At 54.7% G+C, this 17,307-nt stretch carries 14 protein-coding genes; 3 read left to right on the top strand and 11 right to left on the bottom strand.

From position 1 onward, the window contains the following. Positions 1-326 precede the first annotated feature (326 nt). Positions 327-1,268 carry a LysR family transcriptional regulator gene (locus tag CSC3H3_RS18225; protein ID WP_157831952.1) on the top strand — a complete coding sequence of 314 codons (942 nt, stop codon included), beginning with the start codon at positions 327-329 and terminating at the stop codon, positions 1,266-1,268. Positions 1,269-1,393: 125 nt separating this feature from the next. Here the strand turns inward: CSC3H3_RS18225 and CSC3H3_RS18220 are convergent, their stop codons facing one another. The 7 genes from CSC3H3_RS18220 to CSC3H3_RS18190 all read right to left on the bottom strand — a co-directional run bounded on the left by CSC3H3_RS18220 (position 1,394) and on the right by CSC3H3_RS18190 (position 11,780). Then, a complete protein-coding gene (locus CSC3H3_RS18220; protein ID WP_101285750.1) occupies positions 1,394-2,749 on the bottom strand; it encodes a lyase family protein in 1,356 nt (451 codons plus the stop codon). A 240-nt stretch (positions 2,750-2,989) separates the two neighbouring features. Then, positions 2,990-4,387 (bottom strand): C4-dicarboxylate transporter DcuC, encoded by a 1,398-nt coding sequence (gene dcuC, locus CSC3H3_RS18215; RefSeq protein WP_101285749.1) that lies wholly within the window; start codon positions 4,385-4,387, stop codon positions 2,990-2,992. A 186-nt stretch (positions 4,388-4,573) separates the two neighbouring features. Next, positions 4,574-7,048 (bottom strand): DNA translocase FtsK, encoded by a 2,475-nt coding sequence (locus tag CSC3H3_RS18210; protein WP_101269014.1) that lies wholly within the window; start codon positions 7,046-7,048, stop codon positions 4,574-4,576. Between the two features lie 46 nt (positions 7,049-7,094). Then, a complete protein-coding gene (locus CSC3H3_RS18205; protein ID WP_101285748.1) occupies positions 7,095-8,285 on the bottom strand; it encodes an aminotransferase class I/II-fold pyridoxal phosphate-dependent enzyme in 1,191 nt (396 codons plus the stop codon). 252 nt (positions 8,286-8,537) lie between these two features. Then, a complete protein-coding gene (locus CSC3H3_RS18200) occupies positions 8,538-9,776 on the bottom strand; it encodes an ammonium transporter (RefSeq protein ID WP_101285747.1) in 1,239 nt (412 codons plus the stop codon). Between the two features lie 298 nt (positions 9,777-10,074). Beyond that, positions 10,075-11,418, bottom strand: coding sequence for an ammonium transporter family protein (locus CSC3H3_RS18195; RefSeq protein WP_101269019.1), 1,344 nt, complete (start codon positions 11,416-11,418; stop codon positions 10,075-10,077). A 23-nt stretch (positions 11,419-11,441) separates the two neighbouring features. Beyond that, positions 11,442-11,780 carry a P-II family nitrogen regulator gene (locus tag CSC3H3_RS18190; RefSeq protein WP_073955310.1) on the bottom strand — a complete coding sequence of 113 codons (339 nt, stop codon included), beginning with the start codon at positions 11,778-11,780 and terminating at the stop codon, positions 11,442-11,444. 534 nt (positions 11,781-12,314) lie between these two features. On the opposite strand from CSC3H3_RS18190, the gene CSC3H3_RS18185 reads away from it, so the two are divergent. Both CSC3H3_RS18185 and CSC3H3_RS18180 read left to right on the top strand, forming a co-directional pair. Continuing rightward, positions 12,315-13,538, top strand: a complete 1,224-nt coding sequence (locus tag CSC3H3_RS18185) for a UbiH/UbiF/VisC/COQ6 family ubiquinone biosynthesis hydroxylase (RefSeq protein WP_101285746.1) — start codon at positions 12,315-12,317, stop codon at positions 13,536-13,538. A 556-nt stretch (positions 13,539-14,094) separates the two neighbouring features. Further along, complete coding sequence (locus tag CSC3H3_RS18180; protein ID WP_101269023.1) at positions 14,095-14,760, top strand: OmpW/AlkL family protein; 666 nt, start codon at positions 14,095-14,097, stop codon at positions 14,758-14,760. Positions 14,761-14,970: 210 nt separating this feature from the next. Here the strand turns inward: CSC3H3_RS18180 and CSC3H3_RS18175 are convergent, their stop codons facing one another. From CSC3H3_RS18175 to trxA, 4 genes are all read right to left on the bottom strand, one after another. After that, complete coding sequence (locus tag CSC3H3_RS18175; protein WP_101285745.1) at positions 14,971-15,360, bottom strand: gamma-butyrobetaine hydroxylase family protein; 390 nt, start codon at positions 15,358-15,360, stop codon at positions 14,971-14,973. Positions 15,361-15,373: 13 nt separating this feature from the next. After that, positions 15,374-15,565 carry a Trm112 family protein gene (locus CSC3H3_RS18170; protein WP_101269027.1) on the bottom strand — a complete coding sequence of 64 codons (192 nt, stop codon included), beginning with the start codon at positions 15,563-15,565 and terminating at the stop codon, positions 15,374-15,376. A gap of 80 nt (positions 15,566-15,645) precedes the next feature. Next, positions 15,646-16,344, bottom strand: a complete 699-nt coding sequence (locus CSC3H3_RS18165) for an LON peptidase substrate-binding domain-containing protein (RefSeq protein ID WP_101269029.1) — start codon at positions 16,342-16,344, stop codon at positions 15,646-15,648. Further along, on the bottom strand, positions 16,341-17,267 hold the full coding sequence (trxA, locus tag CSC3H3_RS18160; protein WP_101285744.1) for a thioredoxin: 927 nt from the start codon (positions 17,265-17,267) through the stop codon (positions 16,341-16,343). Before trxA ends, CSC3H3_RS18165 begins: the two co-directional genes overlap by 4 nt. Between the last annotated feature and the right edge of the window lie 40 nt (positions 17,268-17,307).

Raw genomic sequence — 17,307 nt, 5'->3', positions numbered from 1 at the left:
CGGTCAGCAAATAACAATGACCCGCAACAAAAAAATAATCAGGTCGATTACGAATTTTAATCTATAGTTGAATTTTAGGAATTAAATAGTTCCACTGATATTTGTGGTTCAAGGTATTCTAATCTTTGAAGGTGGATTTTCGGAATTCAGGTTGTGCAGTGTTTGAAAATATTCTTTTCAGGGTAGTGAATATTTGCCGGTGCGGGTTTTGTTTCATTGTGCGACTTGAAATATTCTAAGTATTTTTACTTGTGAATGTTTCACCTTGGGGCAAAAATGAAACAAAACCGGTTCTGGCAATTCTGCCGCAAAAATTCGGGGATGTTATGAATCTCAAGGCGCTGCGCCTTTTTCGCCTGACTGTTCTGCACGGGACCCTTTCGGGGGCGGCGGCAAGCGCGCATTTAAGCCAGTCTGCGGCCAGCCGGATGCTGGCCGGGCTGGAAAGCGAGCTGAAACTGACATTGTTTGAACGGGTCAATCAGCGCCTGGTTCTGACCCGTGAAGGGGAACGGTTTTTTCACGAGGCGGAACATATCCTTAACGGTGTGGAGGAAATTCCCGCTATTGCGCGCGAAATTCGTGAACGTGCGGTTGATACATTGCGCATCATTACGGTGGGACCGATCGGGGCATCACTATTGCCGCCGGTGATTGACCTTTTGAACGCCGAACACGCCAATCTGAAATGCAAAATCGATATTGGCACGCGTTCCGATGTGGAAAACCAGGTGGGATCGCGGCGCTATAATCTGGGCATGCTGTCGCTGCCGATTAAAACCAGCGTTGTTGAACTGGCAATTGAACCGGTGCTGGAGGCAAGAACCCAGGTTTTGCTGCCGGTTGATCATCCGCTGGCGGCCCTTGATTGCGTGCCGGTCGATGCGCTGGTTGATCAGCCTTTTGTTTCCTTGCGATCCAACCAGATATGGCGGCAGCGCCTGGACCGTTTGTTTGAAACCATTGGCAAGCTGCCGCGCATCAGCCTTGAAATCGGGTCCAGCCTGCTGGTGCCGAAATTTGTTGAAAGTGGTTATGGCCTGGGCCTGATGGACCCGATCAGCAGCGTGTTTATTGATCCGACAAAAACCACATTGCGCCCGGTCGGGCCGGAATTCTGGCTGCCATATGCCTGCGTGTTTCCGCCAGCCGGGCAAAACCAGGTTGCCCTGCGCTTTGCCGAATTATTGCGCCAGCAGATCGCGCGCCGATGTGCGGAAGATGCCTTTTATGGTGAAAATGTTCGTTTGCTGGAACCGTCGGACTAACTGCTGATAACCTTGTACCCGTGATAAAATAACGGCCCGGACCATGAATGGCCGGGCCGTTTTATTTGGGTTATGACGCGCCCGCGTGCTAGCGGTATGTGCCCAAAAGGGCGTAAAGAACAGGATTAGCGGGCAATATGCTGGCGCAGGCGGACGGCATGATGGCGGGCGCTGGCGGCGGTTTCGCGCGCTATTTCGGCACTGCGCCCGGTATAATGTTTGGGGTCGAGTGCCTGGTCCAGGGCATCGCGCGAGGCAAAGCAGCCTTGAACTTCCTGATGTTCGTAAAGGGCATCGGCAAAGGATACGCCCTTTTCCATGCTGGCGACGATGGCATGATGGACAAGATCATGGGCTGTCTGGCGGCCAATGCTGTTTGCCAGCAACATCATGATCTTTTCCGAAACCAGCGGTGCCGGGTCGCGCATCAGGTTTTCCAGCATGCGGTCCTGTTTGATCTGCAAATGGTCAAACAGTGTTTCAAGCTGGGTTGCAACCCGATAGGAAAGCATGCCTGCTTCGTCGATCAGTTCGTAAAGACGGAAATTGAAGGCTGCGTCGCCTTCATGGCTGGGGCGGCAGGCTTCCATTGTCGGGCCGACAAGGTTGCGCAGCCGGCTTGCTGCGGTGAGCAGGCTGACAACATATTTGGGATTGAATTTGTGGGGCATGGTCGAACTGCCCACCACATTGGCGGCCTGAATTTCGCTGACTTCGTCATATTCGTTCGACATCAGGGTATAAAGTTCGGTGCCCATGCGTTCACAGGCCACGGCAAACAGGCCCAGCATGGCGACATATTCGGCAAAGCCATCATTGGTGGCGCGGGAATGCACATTTGATGCCGTCAGGCCCAAATGGCCGGCCATGGTTTCAGCCAGTTTCTGGCCGTTTTCGCCGTAAGTGTGCATGGCACCCGCCGCCCCGCCAAAAATCAGCACGAAGCTGCGCGATTCACAACTGGTCAGGCGGTCGGCACACCGCTGGAATTCGTCAATCCAGCCAGCCATTTTATAGCCAAATGTAATCGGCAGGGCCTGGCGGCGGTTGGTGCGGGCCACGGTCAGCCAGTCTGCACTTTCATCGGCCATATCAGCCATTTTGCCCAGCACATTGGCAAGGCGTGCCAGAAGCAGGCGGTGCGATTTATGCAATTGCAGGGTTTTGCCCGCAATGATGATGTTTTGTGTGGTCGCCCCCCAATGGACATATCCGCCCGCATCGCCTGCGCATTTTGCCGCAAGGGCGCGCACGGTGGACATGATCGGCGACATGCTGGCTGCGATATCGTCTTTAAGGGCGGTCAGGTCAAACTGGGCAAGGTCGGTATGTTTTACAATTTCATCACGCGCCGCATGCGGGATGATACCCAGTTCGGCCTGGGCCGTTGCCAATGCACCCTCAACATCCAGCCAGCTTTGCCAGGTGGCGTGCGAAGTAAACAGATCGTCGGTCGAGACAGGCAGGTTACGGCTCGTCATTGTGGTGTCCCATATTCTGGCGTTGGGGCGCTTGGGGCGCTTTTGGGTGTTTTATACCGGTTCTTTCCAAAGGGTGCGCGGGAAGAACCGGGTTAATTTGTTGGGCGCGGACGGGAATTGCCTTTCAGGAAACCCTGCCCGCGGGCGGTAACCTGCATTGACCGGGTTTGATCAATGCAGGTTTTGTGATTTGCCCGTGCCACATTTTTGGGTGGCGTTGGTGATGGCCTTTAAAATCGGTCAGCCGGCAACAAAGATGGCGTTATAGGCAAACAGCGTGATCAACCCGCCGACAAGCGGTATGGCCGTTCGTTTGACGATATCGATGGGGGAGCATTCGGCGACCTCGGCAACGGCGATGATCACGCCAGAAACCGGCGAGAGCGAACGGGCGATACCGGCGGTAAATTGCAAAGGCAACAGCATGCTGACCGCACCGGTGGCGGTGCCAGCGGTGATGTTCGGTGCCAGGCTGGCAAACGAAAAGAAGGCCGCATTGCCAGAACCCGTCATGATCGCGGTGACCGCAACCAGGCCACAGGCCACCAGCATCATCCCCATGATGCCGAAGCCTGCATTCTGGGCGCTGGCGATCATGAAATCGATGGCGCCAATGGCTTTCAGGCCGGCAGCAAAAAATTCGGCGCAGATTATCAGGGAAATGATGGTCGAGAACATGTTGCCCATGCCCCGGAAAAACACCATGAAGCCCTTGAATACGGCATCCATTTTGTGACGGTTACGAAACATCTCGCAGAAAAAGCCGATCAGCGCACCAATGATCATGGCGGTGACAACACCCAGTTCGATCTGATGGATCAGCAATTTGCTGAAAATCAGAATAAGGGTCAGCGGCAGAATAGGCAGCAGCGCATAAAAAGCAGGTGCGTGCGGTTCATCATCGCTGCTGGCATTCATGCCATCCATGACATCACCATGATGGGGCACGATGGCTTCGTGATTGTCTTTGTGGTCAAAATATTTGGCGCTGAAATAGGTCAGAATGCAGATCACCGGCACAATGCAGGCGGCAAGCGGGATCTGATACTGGGCAAAGAAAATGGCAACATCGATATTGGCGGTATGGGCCGCGAGATTGGCCGTGCCCGATGCCGGGCCAAGGTCCAGAACCGATGTGGTGCCGATCATGGCGGCAGCAGCTGCGCGGCTGACACCCAGTTTGACCAGTGTGGGATAAAGTGTCACGAGCAACAGCATCGCCAGACCTGCCGCACTGGGAATAAAGATATTGAGGATCTGACCAACGGCATAGCCAATTGCCAGAACAACATAGGGTGCGCCAATACGGGCAAGCGGGCGGGTGGTGATATTCACCATCGCCTGGGTCGCGCCGATATGGTCCATATATTTGGCAAAGCCCCCCGCGGCCATGATGATCAGGCCAAGTCCTGCCAGGCGATAGGACATGATGGCGTGGATATGTTCAAAAATATCGAACCCGGCCCAGCCGGTGGGGTCGTCTTTTTTGAAAACGATATCATGTGTCGGATAAAAAATGGCGGTGACGGCAAACAGCGTCAAACCAGCCAAAAGCAATACGGTATGCGGTTGATATTTTTTCACGATCAATGTGGCGGCAACCACACTGACCACAATCGCGATGATTAATTCTATCATTTTATTTCCTCCCAGTCGTGCGGTCGGCAACGATATGGGGAGGACATAAAAGCTGTATATTGCTTTGTCGCGATCACTTTATCGCATTTTTGCATGGTCATGCTGTTTTATGCATCATTAAAACACAAAAGGGCTGCCCGGCGGGCAACCCTTTTGCAATGCGGTAACGATCTGGTCTGACACTGCTTATTCGTCAAATGGCGTGCCATCCATATTGCCGATCAGCACTTCGCGCTTGCCAACATGGTTGGCAGCCGAAACCACGCCATTTTCTTCCATTTGTTCGATAATGCGTGCAGCCCGGTTATAACCGATGGACAATTTGCGCTGGACAAAGCTGGTGGATGCCTTTTTCTCGCGCAGGACGATGCCAACGGCCTGATTGTAAAGGTCGTCATCACCGCCACCACCCGGTGCGCCCGCATTGCCCGGCCCGCCTGCCATATAGGCGGCAACGGGGTCTTCTTCGGGTTCTTCGGTAACTTCGTCAAGATAGGCCGGGTCGCCCTGATCACGCAGATGTTTGACGATGCTTTCGACTTCCTCATCGGAAACAAACGGCCCGTGAACACGCTGCAGACGGCCACCCTGGCCCATATAAAGCATGTCCCCCTGACCCAGAAGCTGTTCGGCGCCCATTTCACCCAGAATGGTGCGCGAATCGATTTTCGAGGTCACGGAATAGGAAATACGGGTCGGGAAGTTGGCCTTGATGGTACCGGTGATCACGTCAACCGACGGGCGCTGGGTCGCCATGATCAGGTGAATACCTGCCGCACGTGCCATCTGTGCCAGACGCTGGATCGATGCTTCAACATCCTTGCCTGCCACCAGCATCAGATCGGCCATTTCATCGACGATGACGACGATGAAGGGCAGGGGCTCCATCGGCAGCTGCTGGTCTTCAAAAATCGGTTTGCCGGTTTCGGGGTCAAACCCGGTTTGAACGCGGCGCATCAGTTCCTCGCCCTTGGCGGCGGCTTCCTTGATGCGTTTGTTATAACCGGCAATGTTACGCACGCCGACCTGGCTCATGGCGCGATAACGGTCTTCCATTTCGCGCACGGCCCATTTCAGAGATACAACGGCCTTGTGCGGGTCGGTCACGACCGGGGTTAACAGATGCGGGATGCCATCGTAAATCGACAGTTCCAGCATTTTCGGGTCGATCATGATAAAGCGGCATTCTTCGGGCCGGTGCTTGTAAAGCAGGCTCAGGATCATGGCATTCACCCCGACCGATTTACCTGAACCGGTGGTACCTGCGATCAGCAGGTGGGGCATCTTTGCCAGATCGGCAATAACGGGTGATCCGCCAATGTCTTTACCGAGGCTGAGGTTAAGCTTGCCGCTGTTTTTTTCGAAATCGTTGGATGCCAGAATTTCGTGCAAATGGACGGTTTCGCGCTTGGAATTTGGCAGTTCAATACCAATCACATTGCGCCCCGGCACCACGGCAACACGGGCGGCAATCGCGCTCATGGAACGGGCAATATCGTCTGCCAGGCCAATCACGCGTGATGATTTAACCCCGGCGGCAGGTTCAAGTTCATACAGGGTTACGACCGGGCCGGGGCGAACCTGCACAATTTCACCTTTAACGCCAAAATCCTGCAGAACGGTTTCAAGCAGGCGGGCATTTTGCGCCAGTGCTTCCTGGTCGACCAGGGCGTAGTCATCCTCGTGGGGTTCATGCAGCAGGCCCAGCGGCGGGAAGCTGTATTCATCCGACCCGACACCCAGATCAAACGAGCTTTGACGCTGTGCCGATGCCTTGGCACCCGGTTGGGCCTTGGCAGCAGGGGGGGCGACAATATGGATCGGTGGCTGGTTTTCGGGGGTTTCGTATTCCTCGACATCGTCGCTGGCCGAAAGGGTGTTGCGTTCGACGGCGGCGGCAACACGTTTTTCCGAACGCTCCATCGACGGTTCCTGGCGCGGGCGGGCGTTACGGTCGCCCTTGCGTTCACCCGGGGTGATGCTGGCGGTTTCTTCGGTGCTGTTGCCAGGAATGGCGCGGCCAACCCCGTAAATTACTGTGCCGCCAATACGTGAAAGCACATTGCCAACGGCCCGCCATTCCGACAGTTGATAGGCCATGCAAAACAGTGTCAGGATCATACCGATTGTCATGCTGAACAGGCCAATAATAAACGGGCCTGCCGGTACACCTGCCAGGGTTAACAGCATGCCAAGGCGGCCCAGCAGCAGGTCACCGGCAAAGCCGCCATAACCCACTGTCAGCGGCCAGGTCATGCCACGCGGTACGGCCGATGCTGCCGTTGCCATTAACAGCAGTGCCAGCGGCAATAGCAAAAACCGTAGCCACATCCAGCTGAACGGCCGCATGGCAATCAAACGCAGGCCCCAACCCACGATCAGCGCGGTCAGCAGGGCTGAGCCAAGGCCCAGCGTGCGCAACATCATGTCGGCGATATAGGCACCGAAAATGCCCAGCGGATTATAGATATAGGCATTTTCGCTGGCATGGTTGAAGGATGGATCACCGGGATGAAACCCGATCAGCATGATAAACAGGGCAATTCCCGCCGCTGTCAGCGCCAGTCCACACAGCTGTATGCCGCCCCGTTTCAGGAAAGAGACAAGCGAGCTGGGTAGAAAAGCGGTGCCGCGTTCGAGAAGGTTTGTCTGACTGCTCATGCCGATATCCGTTTTTGTCCTGTTAAGTAAGTTAGACGAGGCCAGGTTAGCGTGACAGGGCGGCGTTGATCCGGCTTAGACCCTCGCGGGTGGTGGCAAGATCATGCACCAGGGCAATGCGAATGAAACGGGCGCCGGGATTGTTGCCTTCGCGGTCGCTGATCGAAAGATAACGACCCGGAATGACTTTAACCCCTTCTTCCGCCCAGATTTTTTTGGTTGCGGCTTCGTCGTCGCCGACATCAAGCCACAGGAAAAAGCCGCCCGCCGGGCGATGGAACCCAAAGCGGTTGCCAAAGATTTCGGCGGCAATATCGATTTTGGCGCGATAAAGGTCGCGGTTGGCCTCGGCATGGGCATCGTCATTCCAAAGCAGGGTCGATGCCGACATGATCGGCATGGGAATGGTTGCCGAACAATAGCTGCGCAGGCGGTTGAACTGCTTGATGATTTTGCCATCACCCGCGACAAAGCCGGACCGCAGACCCGGCGCGCTGGAGCGTTTGGACAGGCTGTGAAAGACCAGCACATTGTCCATATTGCCATGCTGGGCGGCACAAATTTCAAGTGCGCCGGTCGGGGCTTCGCGATCGTAAATGTCGGCGTAGCATTCATCCATCGCCAGAACGAAATTGTGTTTGCGCGCCAGTGCAATGATGCGTTCCAGATAGTCGCGCGAGGCAACGGCCCCTTGCGGGTTGGCAGGCGAACACAGGAAAAACAGGCGGCAGGCGGCAAATGTTTCGTCATCGATCTGATCAAGATCGGGCAGGAAACCGGTTTCCGGCGTGGCAGGCAGCGGCACCATTTCCGCATCATTGAGCACGGCTGCCCCGCAATAGACCTGATAAAACGGGTTGGGCAGCAAGACCTTGGGTTTGGGGCCGGGCTGGTCCTGCGGGATCACGCAGGTCGCAATCAGATAAAGGGCCTCGCGCGTACCTGCCACCGGGATGATGTGGTGATCACGATGGATCATATCTTCGGGCAGGTCATAGCGGCGATCTAGCCAGCCTTTGATGGCATCGCGCAGTTCCGGGGTGCCCTGTCCCGGCGGGTATTTATGCCAAAGATGCGCGTTGGCGATCATGGCTTCGGTGATCATTGCCGGGGGTTCGTGCTGCGGTTCGCCAATCGACATGACGAGCGGGTCCTTGCCAGGGGCAATACCTTCCAAAAGGGTGGCAAGCCGTGGAAAAGGGTAATCGGGCAAGGTATCCAGGCGTTCGTTGAACATGTTGTGTGACGTTCCGTAAGTGAAAGACCCCAATTTGCATTCCGGTTGGCCGGAACACCGTATGCATGACTGAGCCGAAACATGGCCAAATTTGCGGCAGCATTTGCGCCATGGCCTGAAACGCACCCGGAAAGCACACTTAGTTTACCCCTAATGGAAAAGTACAAAGAAAGATTTAAAGCGGGGTGTCCAAATACGTAAAAAGCCCGGAAATGTGCGGTTTCCGGGCTTTTTAAATGAGATGGGCCGGGCTTAGCTTGCCTTGACGTCATCCTCGGGATAGGCGGTGATTTTATGGATCGAAAGGTCCGCGCCGTAATATTCGGCCTCGTCATCCAGGCGAATGCCGATGGTATTTTTCAGCACGCCATAAACAACGAATCCGGCGATTGCGGCGTAAATTGCCCCACCAAGCGAGCCGACAAGCTGTGATGCAAAGGAAACGCCACCCGCGCCGCCAAGGGCCTCCAGCCCGAAAACACCGCAGGCAATGCCACCCATAAGCCCGCACATGCCGTGCAGCGGCCAGACGCCCAGAACATCGTCGATTTTCCATTTTGCCTGGCATTTTTCAAACCCCCAGACAAACAGAAAACCGGCAAGACCACCGGTGATGAGCGCGCCAATCGGATGCATGACATCGGACCCGGCACAGACCGCGACCAGACCGGCCAGCGCACCGTTATGGACAAAGCCCGGGTCATTTCGCCCGGCGATCAGGGCTGTTAGAATGCCGCCGACCATGGCCATCAGCGAATTGACGGCGACAAGGCCGGTAATACCGCCAACGGATTGCGCCGACATCACGTTAAAGCCAAACCAGCCGACACACAAAATCCAGGATCCCAGCGCCAGAAAGGGGATATTGGACGGCGGAATACCAATCAGCCCGCCGGTTTTGCTATAGCGGCCCTTGCGAACCCCTAAATGAACAACCGCACCCAGTGCGATCCAGCCGCCAACGGCATGAACCACAATTGAACCGGCAAAATCATGGAACGGCACGCCGAACATGTCGGTGATGGTTTCCTGAATGCCGAAATTGCCATTCCAGACAATGCCTTCAAACAGCGGGTAAAATACCCCGACCAGAACGGCGGTGGCAATAAGCTGCGGCCAGAATTTGGCGCGTTCCGCGATCCCGCCGGAAATGATGGCCGGAATGGCTGCTGCAAATGTCAGCAGGAAGAAAAATTTGACCAGATCAAAGCCGCTGGTGGCAAAGGCAAGCTGGCCATCGACCAGTTCTTTGCCCGATAACACATTGGCATTGCTGAAAAAAGTTACGTCATACGCAACGGCATAACCGATGAAAAAATAGGCAATGGTCGATATGGCAAAATCGACAATGATTTTGACCAGGGCATTTACCTGGTTCTTTTTCCGAACGGTTCCGACCTCAAGAAAGGCGAAACCTGCGTGCATGGCAAGGACCATAATGGCCCCCATCAGCACAAAAAATACGTCCGAGGCAGTTTGAAAAGCCTCCATGAGACGACCTCTGTTTTTGTTTATGACGTTTCCTCTTGGCGCGGCGCCCACATCAATATCTGTGCCAATAGGGCGTTCGGTGGGAGAACGTTGTTTTAAAACAAAAGGTTGCCTTGTAACGCTGGAAGGATTTGCATTTGGGGTAATCGACACATCATTGTGCGATATGCCTGCCGAGTGACCAGAAGGCTGCCTAAAAAGGCAGCACAAAAAAGAAAGACCCGCCACAAGGGCGGGTCAGTTGGTCTGACAGGTAGGATGCGTAAGCATCCGTCAGGAAATTGTTGTGCAGAGCATCTTAGAAGCGCTGCGAACCTTTGCCGAATTCCGGATAGGCTTCGAGGCCCAGTTCGGCGGTATCGGTACCCATTGCTTCGTCTTCTTCCGACAGGCGGATACCGATGGTAAATTTAAGGACCAGCCAAACGATGGCCGAGGTAACCAGGGTGAAGGCGCCGATGGCGACAACGCCGGTCAGCTGTGCACCGAAGGTAACGTCGGCATTGGTGATCGGAACAGCCAGGGTGCCCCAGATACCGCAAACAAGGTGGACAGAGACAGCGCCGACAACGTCGTCGATCTTGCATTTGTCAACCAGCGGAACCGCGATGACGACCAGGATACCACCGATTGCACCGATGATGATGGCCGCACCGATGGACGGGGTGTCCGGACCGGCAGTGATCGAAACCAGGCCAGCCAGTGCACCGTTCAGTGCCATGGTCAGGTCGACCTTTTTGTAAAGGATCTGGGTCAGGATCATTGCGGCGATCACGCCACCAGCAGCAGCCATCGAGGTGTTGGCATAGATGTTGGCAATGGCGATGACGTCCGAAGCGCTGCTCATGGCAAGCTGCGAGCCACCGTTAAAGCCGAACCAGCCGAGCCACAGGATGAGGGTACCGATGGTCGCAAGGGTCAGGTTGGAACCCGGCATCGGGTGAACCGAACCGTCTGCGCCGAACTTGCCTTTACGTGCACCAAGGATGATCGCACCAGTCAAAGCGGCCCAGCCACCGACCGAGTGAACGAGGGTCGAACCGGCGAAGTCATAGAAGCCCAGTTCGGACAACCAGCCGCCGCCCCACTGCCAGGAACCGGTGATCGGATAGAGAACCGAGGTCAGAACCACGGTGAAAATCATGAACGGCCACAGTTTGATGCGTTCTGCAACAGTACCCGAAACAACCGAAGCAGCGGTTGCAACGAAGACCATCTGGAAGAACCAGTCAGAAGTGGACGCGTAACCGGCGCTGAAATCACCAGCCAGAGCAGCAGAATCGTCTGCACCCCAGATGCCGAAGCTGCCGATCCAGCCGCCATCAACACCTGCATACATCAGGTTGTAGCCGACCAGGTAATACATGATGCCTGCTGCGGCAAACAGCGCGACGTTCTTAAGCAGGATGGTGGCAACGTTTTTGGAACGTACCAGGCCAGCTTCGAGCATGGCAAAGCCTGCTGCCATCCACATGACGAGTGCGCCGTGGATCAGGAAGCTGAAAGTATTGAAAATGTAGCCGGTTTCTGCCGAAACCCCGGAAGCGGCGGCTGCATCCTGTGCAGAGGCCGGTTCGATCATCGCCAGAGTGGCTGCCCCAATTAGACCGGCAAGGCCAGTATTTTTCATCGAGATTTTCATAATGTCTCCCCTTGTCTCCGGGCTTACAGGGCGTCGTCGCCGGTTTCGCCGGTGCGGATACGAACCGCATGGCTTACGTCGAGAACGAAAATCTTGCCGTCCCCGATTTTTCCGGTCTGAGCCGTTTTGGTGATGGCTTCGACAACCTGATCGACCAGATTATCCGTGATCGCGACTTCCAGCTTTACCTTCGGCAGGAAGCTGACCATGTATTCGGCGCCACGATAGATTTCGGTTTGACCTTTCTGGCGGCCAAAACCTTTGACTTCGGTGACCGTCAGACCCTGAACACCAAGCGCGCTTAACGCTTCGCGAACTTCGTCGAGCTTGAACGGTTTGATAACAGCAGTAACCAATTTCATAATATGCGACCTCCCGGCACATCCGTTGACCACCAGAGTGGCAATCACGATTTCGCAGTCACGGAATGTAAACCAAGAATCGTGCCAGATTCGAAATTCATCGAATAAGGCATTGATTATGAATGATTTTTGAAAAATTTGGGCGGGAATGCGGGAAAAGGCCCGTCAACGTGGGCGCGCATATTTTGTGCAAACAAACTGCCGCCTGATTAAAACTGCATCAAATATGGGCAGTTTTGTGGCAGGAGTCATTTTTTCAGTATTCGCATGAACTTAGGGCGATACTATCCGTACATATAATTGGCGATAAGACTGGCGAAAGGCGCTTTGCCGCCCTATGGTGCGACTGATTTTGGCCATACTGGCGCGATAGGCAGTTGCACTGCACAACCCGTATGCGGCACGGCGCACATTGCAGTGCGATGCATAAATGCTGGTTGGGTAATGCCACCCGATATCGCCCGACAGGGCGGCGGGATTGCCTTCAGGTTTGCGCGTTATATGGCAGGGATGATCAGAACAGGGTCAATACAGATGACGGATAGCAGCGTTCTTCATTTTGATGCGATTATTCTGGGCGGTGGCCTGGCAGGTGCCAGCATGGCAATGGCCCTGGCACATGGCGGCATGCGCAGCGTGGTGATTGACCGCGAAAATCCGCAAACTCTGCTGGCGGCCAATCATGACGGGCGGACCTGTGCAATTGCTGCGGCGTCGCGTGCTGTTCTGGATGTTACCGGTGTCTGGCAATATATGCAGGATGCGGCAGAGCCGATTATTGATATCCGCATTGCCGATGGCAAAAGCCCGCTTTACCTGCATTACGACCATCGTGATGTGGGTGGCGAGGCGCTGGGCTATATTGTTGAAAACCGGGTTACCCGCCAGGCGCTTTATCGTGCCATGGCCGAAAATGACCTGGTTACGTTGATGGCGCCGGCATCGGTTGCTGAAATTTCGCGCAACAGTGCCGCAATGGTTTTGACCCTTGCGGATGGCACGATTGTTAGCGCACCGCTTGCCATTGGGGCGGAAGGGCGTAATTCCCCGCTTCGCAAATGGGCGGGGATCAAGACCTATCAATGGAGCTATAAGCAAAGCGCGATTGTTTGCACCGTTAAACATGAACGCCCGCATAATGGTGTTGCGGTGGAGCATTTCCTGCCAGCAGGCCCGTTTGCCATTCTGCCGATGACGGAAAACCGTTCTTCCATCGTCTGGACCGAAGAAACCGCCTTTGCCAATTATATGGTCGGGCAAAGCGACGAGGTTTTCCTCGACGAACTGCATCAGCGGTTTGATGGGTATCTGGGTGATCTTGAAGTGATCGGCCCGCGTTTTTGTTATCCGCTCGGCTTGCAGCATGCCTATCAATATAGTGATGCCCGCATTGCCCTGATTGGCGATGCTGCGCATGGCATGCATCCTATTGCCGGGCAGGGCCTGAATATGGGTATTCGTGATGTGGCGGCTTTGGCTGAAATTCTGGTCAATGCGCGGCGGTTGGGCCGGGATATCGGCATGCAGGATGTTCTGGGGGAATATGAACAATGGCGCCGGTTCGATAACACCGTGATGCTGGCAGTAACCGATGCCACAAACCGCCTGTTTTCCAATGACATTGCGCCAGTGCGATTGGCCCGCGATGCTGGCCTGGCTGTGGTGCAGAAAATACCGTCCCTGAAACGTACCTTTATGTCGCATGCCATGGGATATGCCGGGACATTGCCGCTGTTGATGCAGGGCAAGTCGATTTAAGGCACCTGAAATTCCATTTTCCGACTTGGGATAAAAGCCCCGCGTTGTGTGACGCGGGGCTTTTGCTTTGTGGCCTGCGAGATCTCGGGGGGCAGGATGACTGATCATTGGTCGGTGGTGTTGGGGGTGGGATTGTTCGCTTGGCCAATGGTTGGGTTTTCGTCGAACCCTTAAAAATTAAAACTTTTCAAAACTATGATGGCTCGAATGATCCCGGCAGGGATGGAATCCGGTGTTTGCGGTTTTGCGAGTGTGTGTTCGGAAAATGGATTCTTGGGAAATAAATGAACCGTGGTCATGCGATTCGCGGTTAAATTGCACGTTCGATCGCCTGAAATTTTAGCCGTGAGACTTTTTTAACAGTCTTTTTTCGAGAACGTGACAAATTTGCCACTGCAAAAAGTGGCGGAAAACCTTAACTACACGACAACAGTTGAAAATCGTTCTAAAAGACACATGATTTCATGTGGTTTTCTTGATGTGGGTCAAGCTTTTTGCGTCCCAATTGCACGATGCTCCGCCTCGATCAATTCTTTGACGTAGGGGAGTCCATATTATGCGACTGATCAATACTCTTAAAGCTGCCGGTGCAGCTGCTATTCTGGTTGCGGCTGCTGCTGCTTCGATCGCTCCGGCTTCGGCTGACGATATGGGCTTTAAAGGCAAGTCCGCTGGCGACATTCTGGTCCGTGGACGTATCGTCGGCGTTGTTCCGGATGAAAACATCAAAAGTGATTCGCTTGGCGGTGAAGGCAACGTTGATAACGACGTTATCCCGGAACTCGACTTTTCCTATTTCATTACCGACAATATCGCACTCGAGCTGATCGCTGGTACGTCCAAACATGATGTAAGCTGGAACACTGGTGCTTCGGATCTTGATCTGGGTAGCGTCCGTCTGCTGCCGCCGACCCTGACCCTGCAGTACCACTTCCTGAGCAAAGAACGTTTCAGCCCGTATATCGGCGCTGGTGTCAACTACACGTTCTTCTATGACTCCAAGCCGGGTCAGTTCCAGGAAGTCAAATATGACAATGGCTTTGGTTATGCATTCCAGGCCGGTTTTGACTATGCCATCTCTGGTCCGTGGTCTTTGAACGTTGACGTCAAGAAGATCTTCCTGAACACCGACGTTTCGGTCAACACTGGTGCAGGCACTGTTAAAGCTGATGCGGATCTTGATCCGTGGCTGTTCGGTATCGGTATCGGTTACCGCTTCTAATTGTTCTTTCGGGGACAGATGCAAAAAAGACCGTCGCAGTCCTCTGCGGCGGTCTTTTTGTTTGTGGCTCGCTCACATCGCGAATGCGCCAGATTATATGCACATTCCAGCGGGATGTGGCGATTGGATGCCTAGGTCCTTCATAGCACCGTGCGCGTGCGCAGGTGACTGCATTTCATGCGGTCACAGTCGCAAGGGACCGGCGAGCGGTCAGGCTGGTTTGCGGGGCTCGCGAGACAGGCCGCGTTCTTTCAGCGCCTGTTCATAAGCCTGCCAGAGCCTGTCCTGGTTTTCGTGCAGTTCGCGCAGGTAATGCCAGCTGTAAATGCCGCTGTCATGCAGGTCATCGAACGTAATTTTTATCGCATATTGGCCAACAGGCTCGATATCGATAATCCCGACATGCTTGCGGCCGGAAATAATCCGCTTTTCAGACGGGTGATGCCCCTGGACTTCGGCAGATGGGCTTTCGACGCGCAAAAGCTCCGCGCTCAGGCGGGTGGTTTGGTCATCATCCCAGATAATTTCCAGTATCCGGTCGTCTTTGAGATAATTTATCTCGACCGGGAGGTGGCTGGGCGTAAAAGCGTTGCCGGTCATAATTGCTAGCCTGTCAGTCTTCGATGACGCGGGCTTCGTCGGGCAGCATGATGGGAATGCCATCACGGATCGGATAGGCAAGGCCAGCCTTGCGGCTGATCAGTTCGCTGTTTTCCCGGTCATATTCCAGCGTATCCTTGGTTACCGGGCATAGCAGCATTTCCAGCAGTTTCGGATCAACCGGGCTTTGGTTTGCGGTCGTCATGTATTTTTGCCTTGTCCTTGCGGCGCGGTGCATTCCCGCAAAGGGGAAATAAAACCGGCTGCCGTCATCCTTGTCGCACCCTAGTTACCGGCGGCCTTACTGGTTTGGGGATGGCATGCCATTTCCAGCAATGTCGTCAGCATATTGCCGCGATCATACAGGCTTGGGCATTCCAGCAAAGCCTGTTTTTCAAGTGGATCAAGCTGGCAGCCCATCGCAATGGCTGTTACCAGCATTTCATCGTCGGTATCGCTGATCGTATCCCAGCAGGAACGCAGGGAATGATGGGCAAAATAGGCATCAAGTGCGCGTTGCAGGCGTGATCTGTTCAAGGGCTGATCGGTCGAGGAAATGGCGTAATCAAGGTCACCGCGCCAGCGCGAATAATCGCATTCGACGGCACGGTAGCCGCCTTTGGCCAGCGGGAGTTCACGGGCAATGTCAAACCGGCATACACCGGTAAGTGTGATCAGGAAGCGGCCATCGTCTGTTTCGCTGAATGCCGAAATGCGGCCAATACAGCCGGTATCAAACAAAGCTGGTGAATTATCGGCTTCGTTGTCATTGCTGTTTCCAAGGTCTTCGGAATGGCGCGGCTGCACCATTCCGATCATGCGGTCGCGGCCCAGGGCATCAATGATCATATTCAGATAGCGCGGCTCAAAAATATTCAACGGTAAATGACCGCGGGGCAGCAACAGGGCGCCGCTCAGCGGAAATACCGGAAGGGTAGCCGGCAGTTCAGAAAAATCAGGATCAAATGGGCCGCAAATGTTCATGCAAATAGTACCGTTGAAAGGGCGCGCCGGCCGGCAACACTTGCCGGATCCATCGGGCCCCAAGCCTCGAAAAATTTGATAAGCTGGGCGCGTGCCCCGTCGTCATTCCATCCGCGGTCCTTGCGGATGATGGCGATCATGGCCTGCACGGCTTCATCGCGTTTGTTGGCCGCAAACAGGGCCATTCCCAGATCAAACCTTGCCTGAAGGTCGTCGGGGTTTGCTTCGGCTGCGGCACGGGCCGCATCCAGGTCTGCGCTGCTGAAACCGGATTCAGCAAGTTCAAGGGCGCTGATAGCGGCGGCAACCGGGCCTTTCAGGCGGGTGCGGTCATCCATGTCATCGACAAAGCCGCGCGCATGTTCAACTTCGCCCATCGCCACCATGCAGCGCAAAACGCCGCCAAGGGCTGTATCATTTTCCGGTTCGCGTTCCAGCACATTGCCATAAAGGCCATAGGCGGTCGTGGCGTCATCCGCTGCCAGGGCTTCGTGGGCCTTTTCCAGCAGAATTTCGATCGGGCTTTCGATCGGGCCGCCAACGATGCGTTCAAAAAAGGCGCGAACCTCGCTTTCGGGCTGCGCGCCCTGGAAACCATCCACAGGCCGGCCGCCCTTGAAGGCATAAACCGTCGGAACTGACTGGATGCGCAATTGCATGGCCAGGTCCTGGTTTTTATCGATGTCAATTTTAACCAGTTTGACCCGCCCGCCAGCTTCGCGGGTGATCTTTTCAATTGTCGGTGTCAGCGTTTTACACGGGCCGCACCAGGGCGCCCAGAAATCAACAACAACGGGGCCTTCCATCGAGGGTTCGATAACATCCTGCATGAATGTTTCGATGCCGGAATCCTTGATCAGGTCAGAATCGGCCCCGGCTGGCGCGGCTGGGGCTGAGGAGTTGGGATCAAGAATAAGAGACATGATAAGGTTACTCGCTGTTAGTCGTATTTTAAATGATGCC

It is taken from the genome of Thalassospira marina (assembly GCF_002844375.1).
GTDB classification, from domain to species: domain Bacteria; phylum Pseudomonadota; class Alphaproteobacteria; order Rhodospirillales; family Thalassospiraceae; genus Thalassospira; species Thalassospira marina.
The sequence above is the reverse complement of the archived record's forward strand: the minus strand, read 5'-3'. Positions and strand labels throughout refer to the sequence as shown.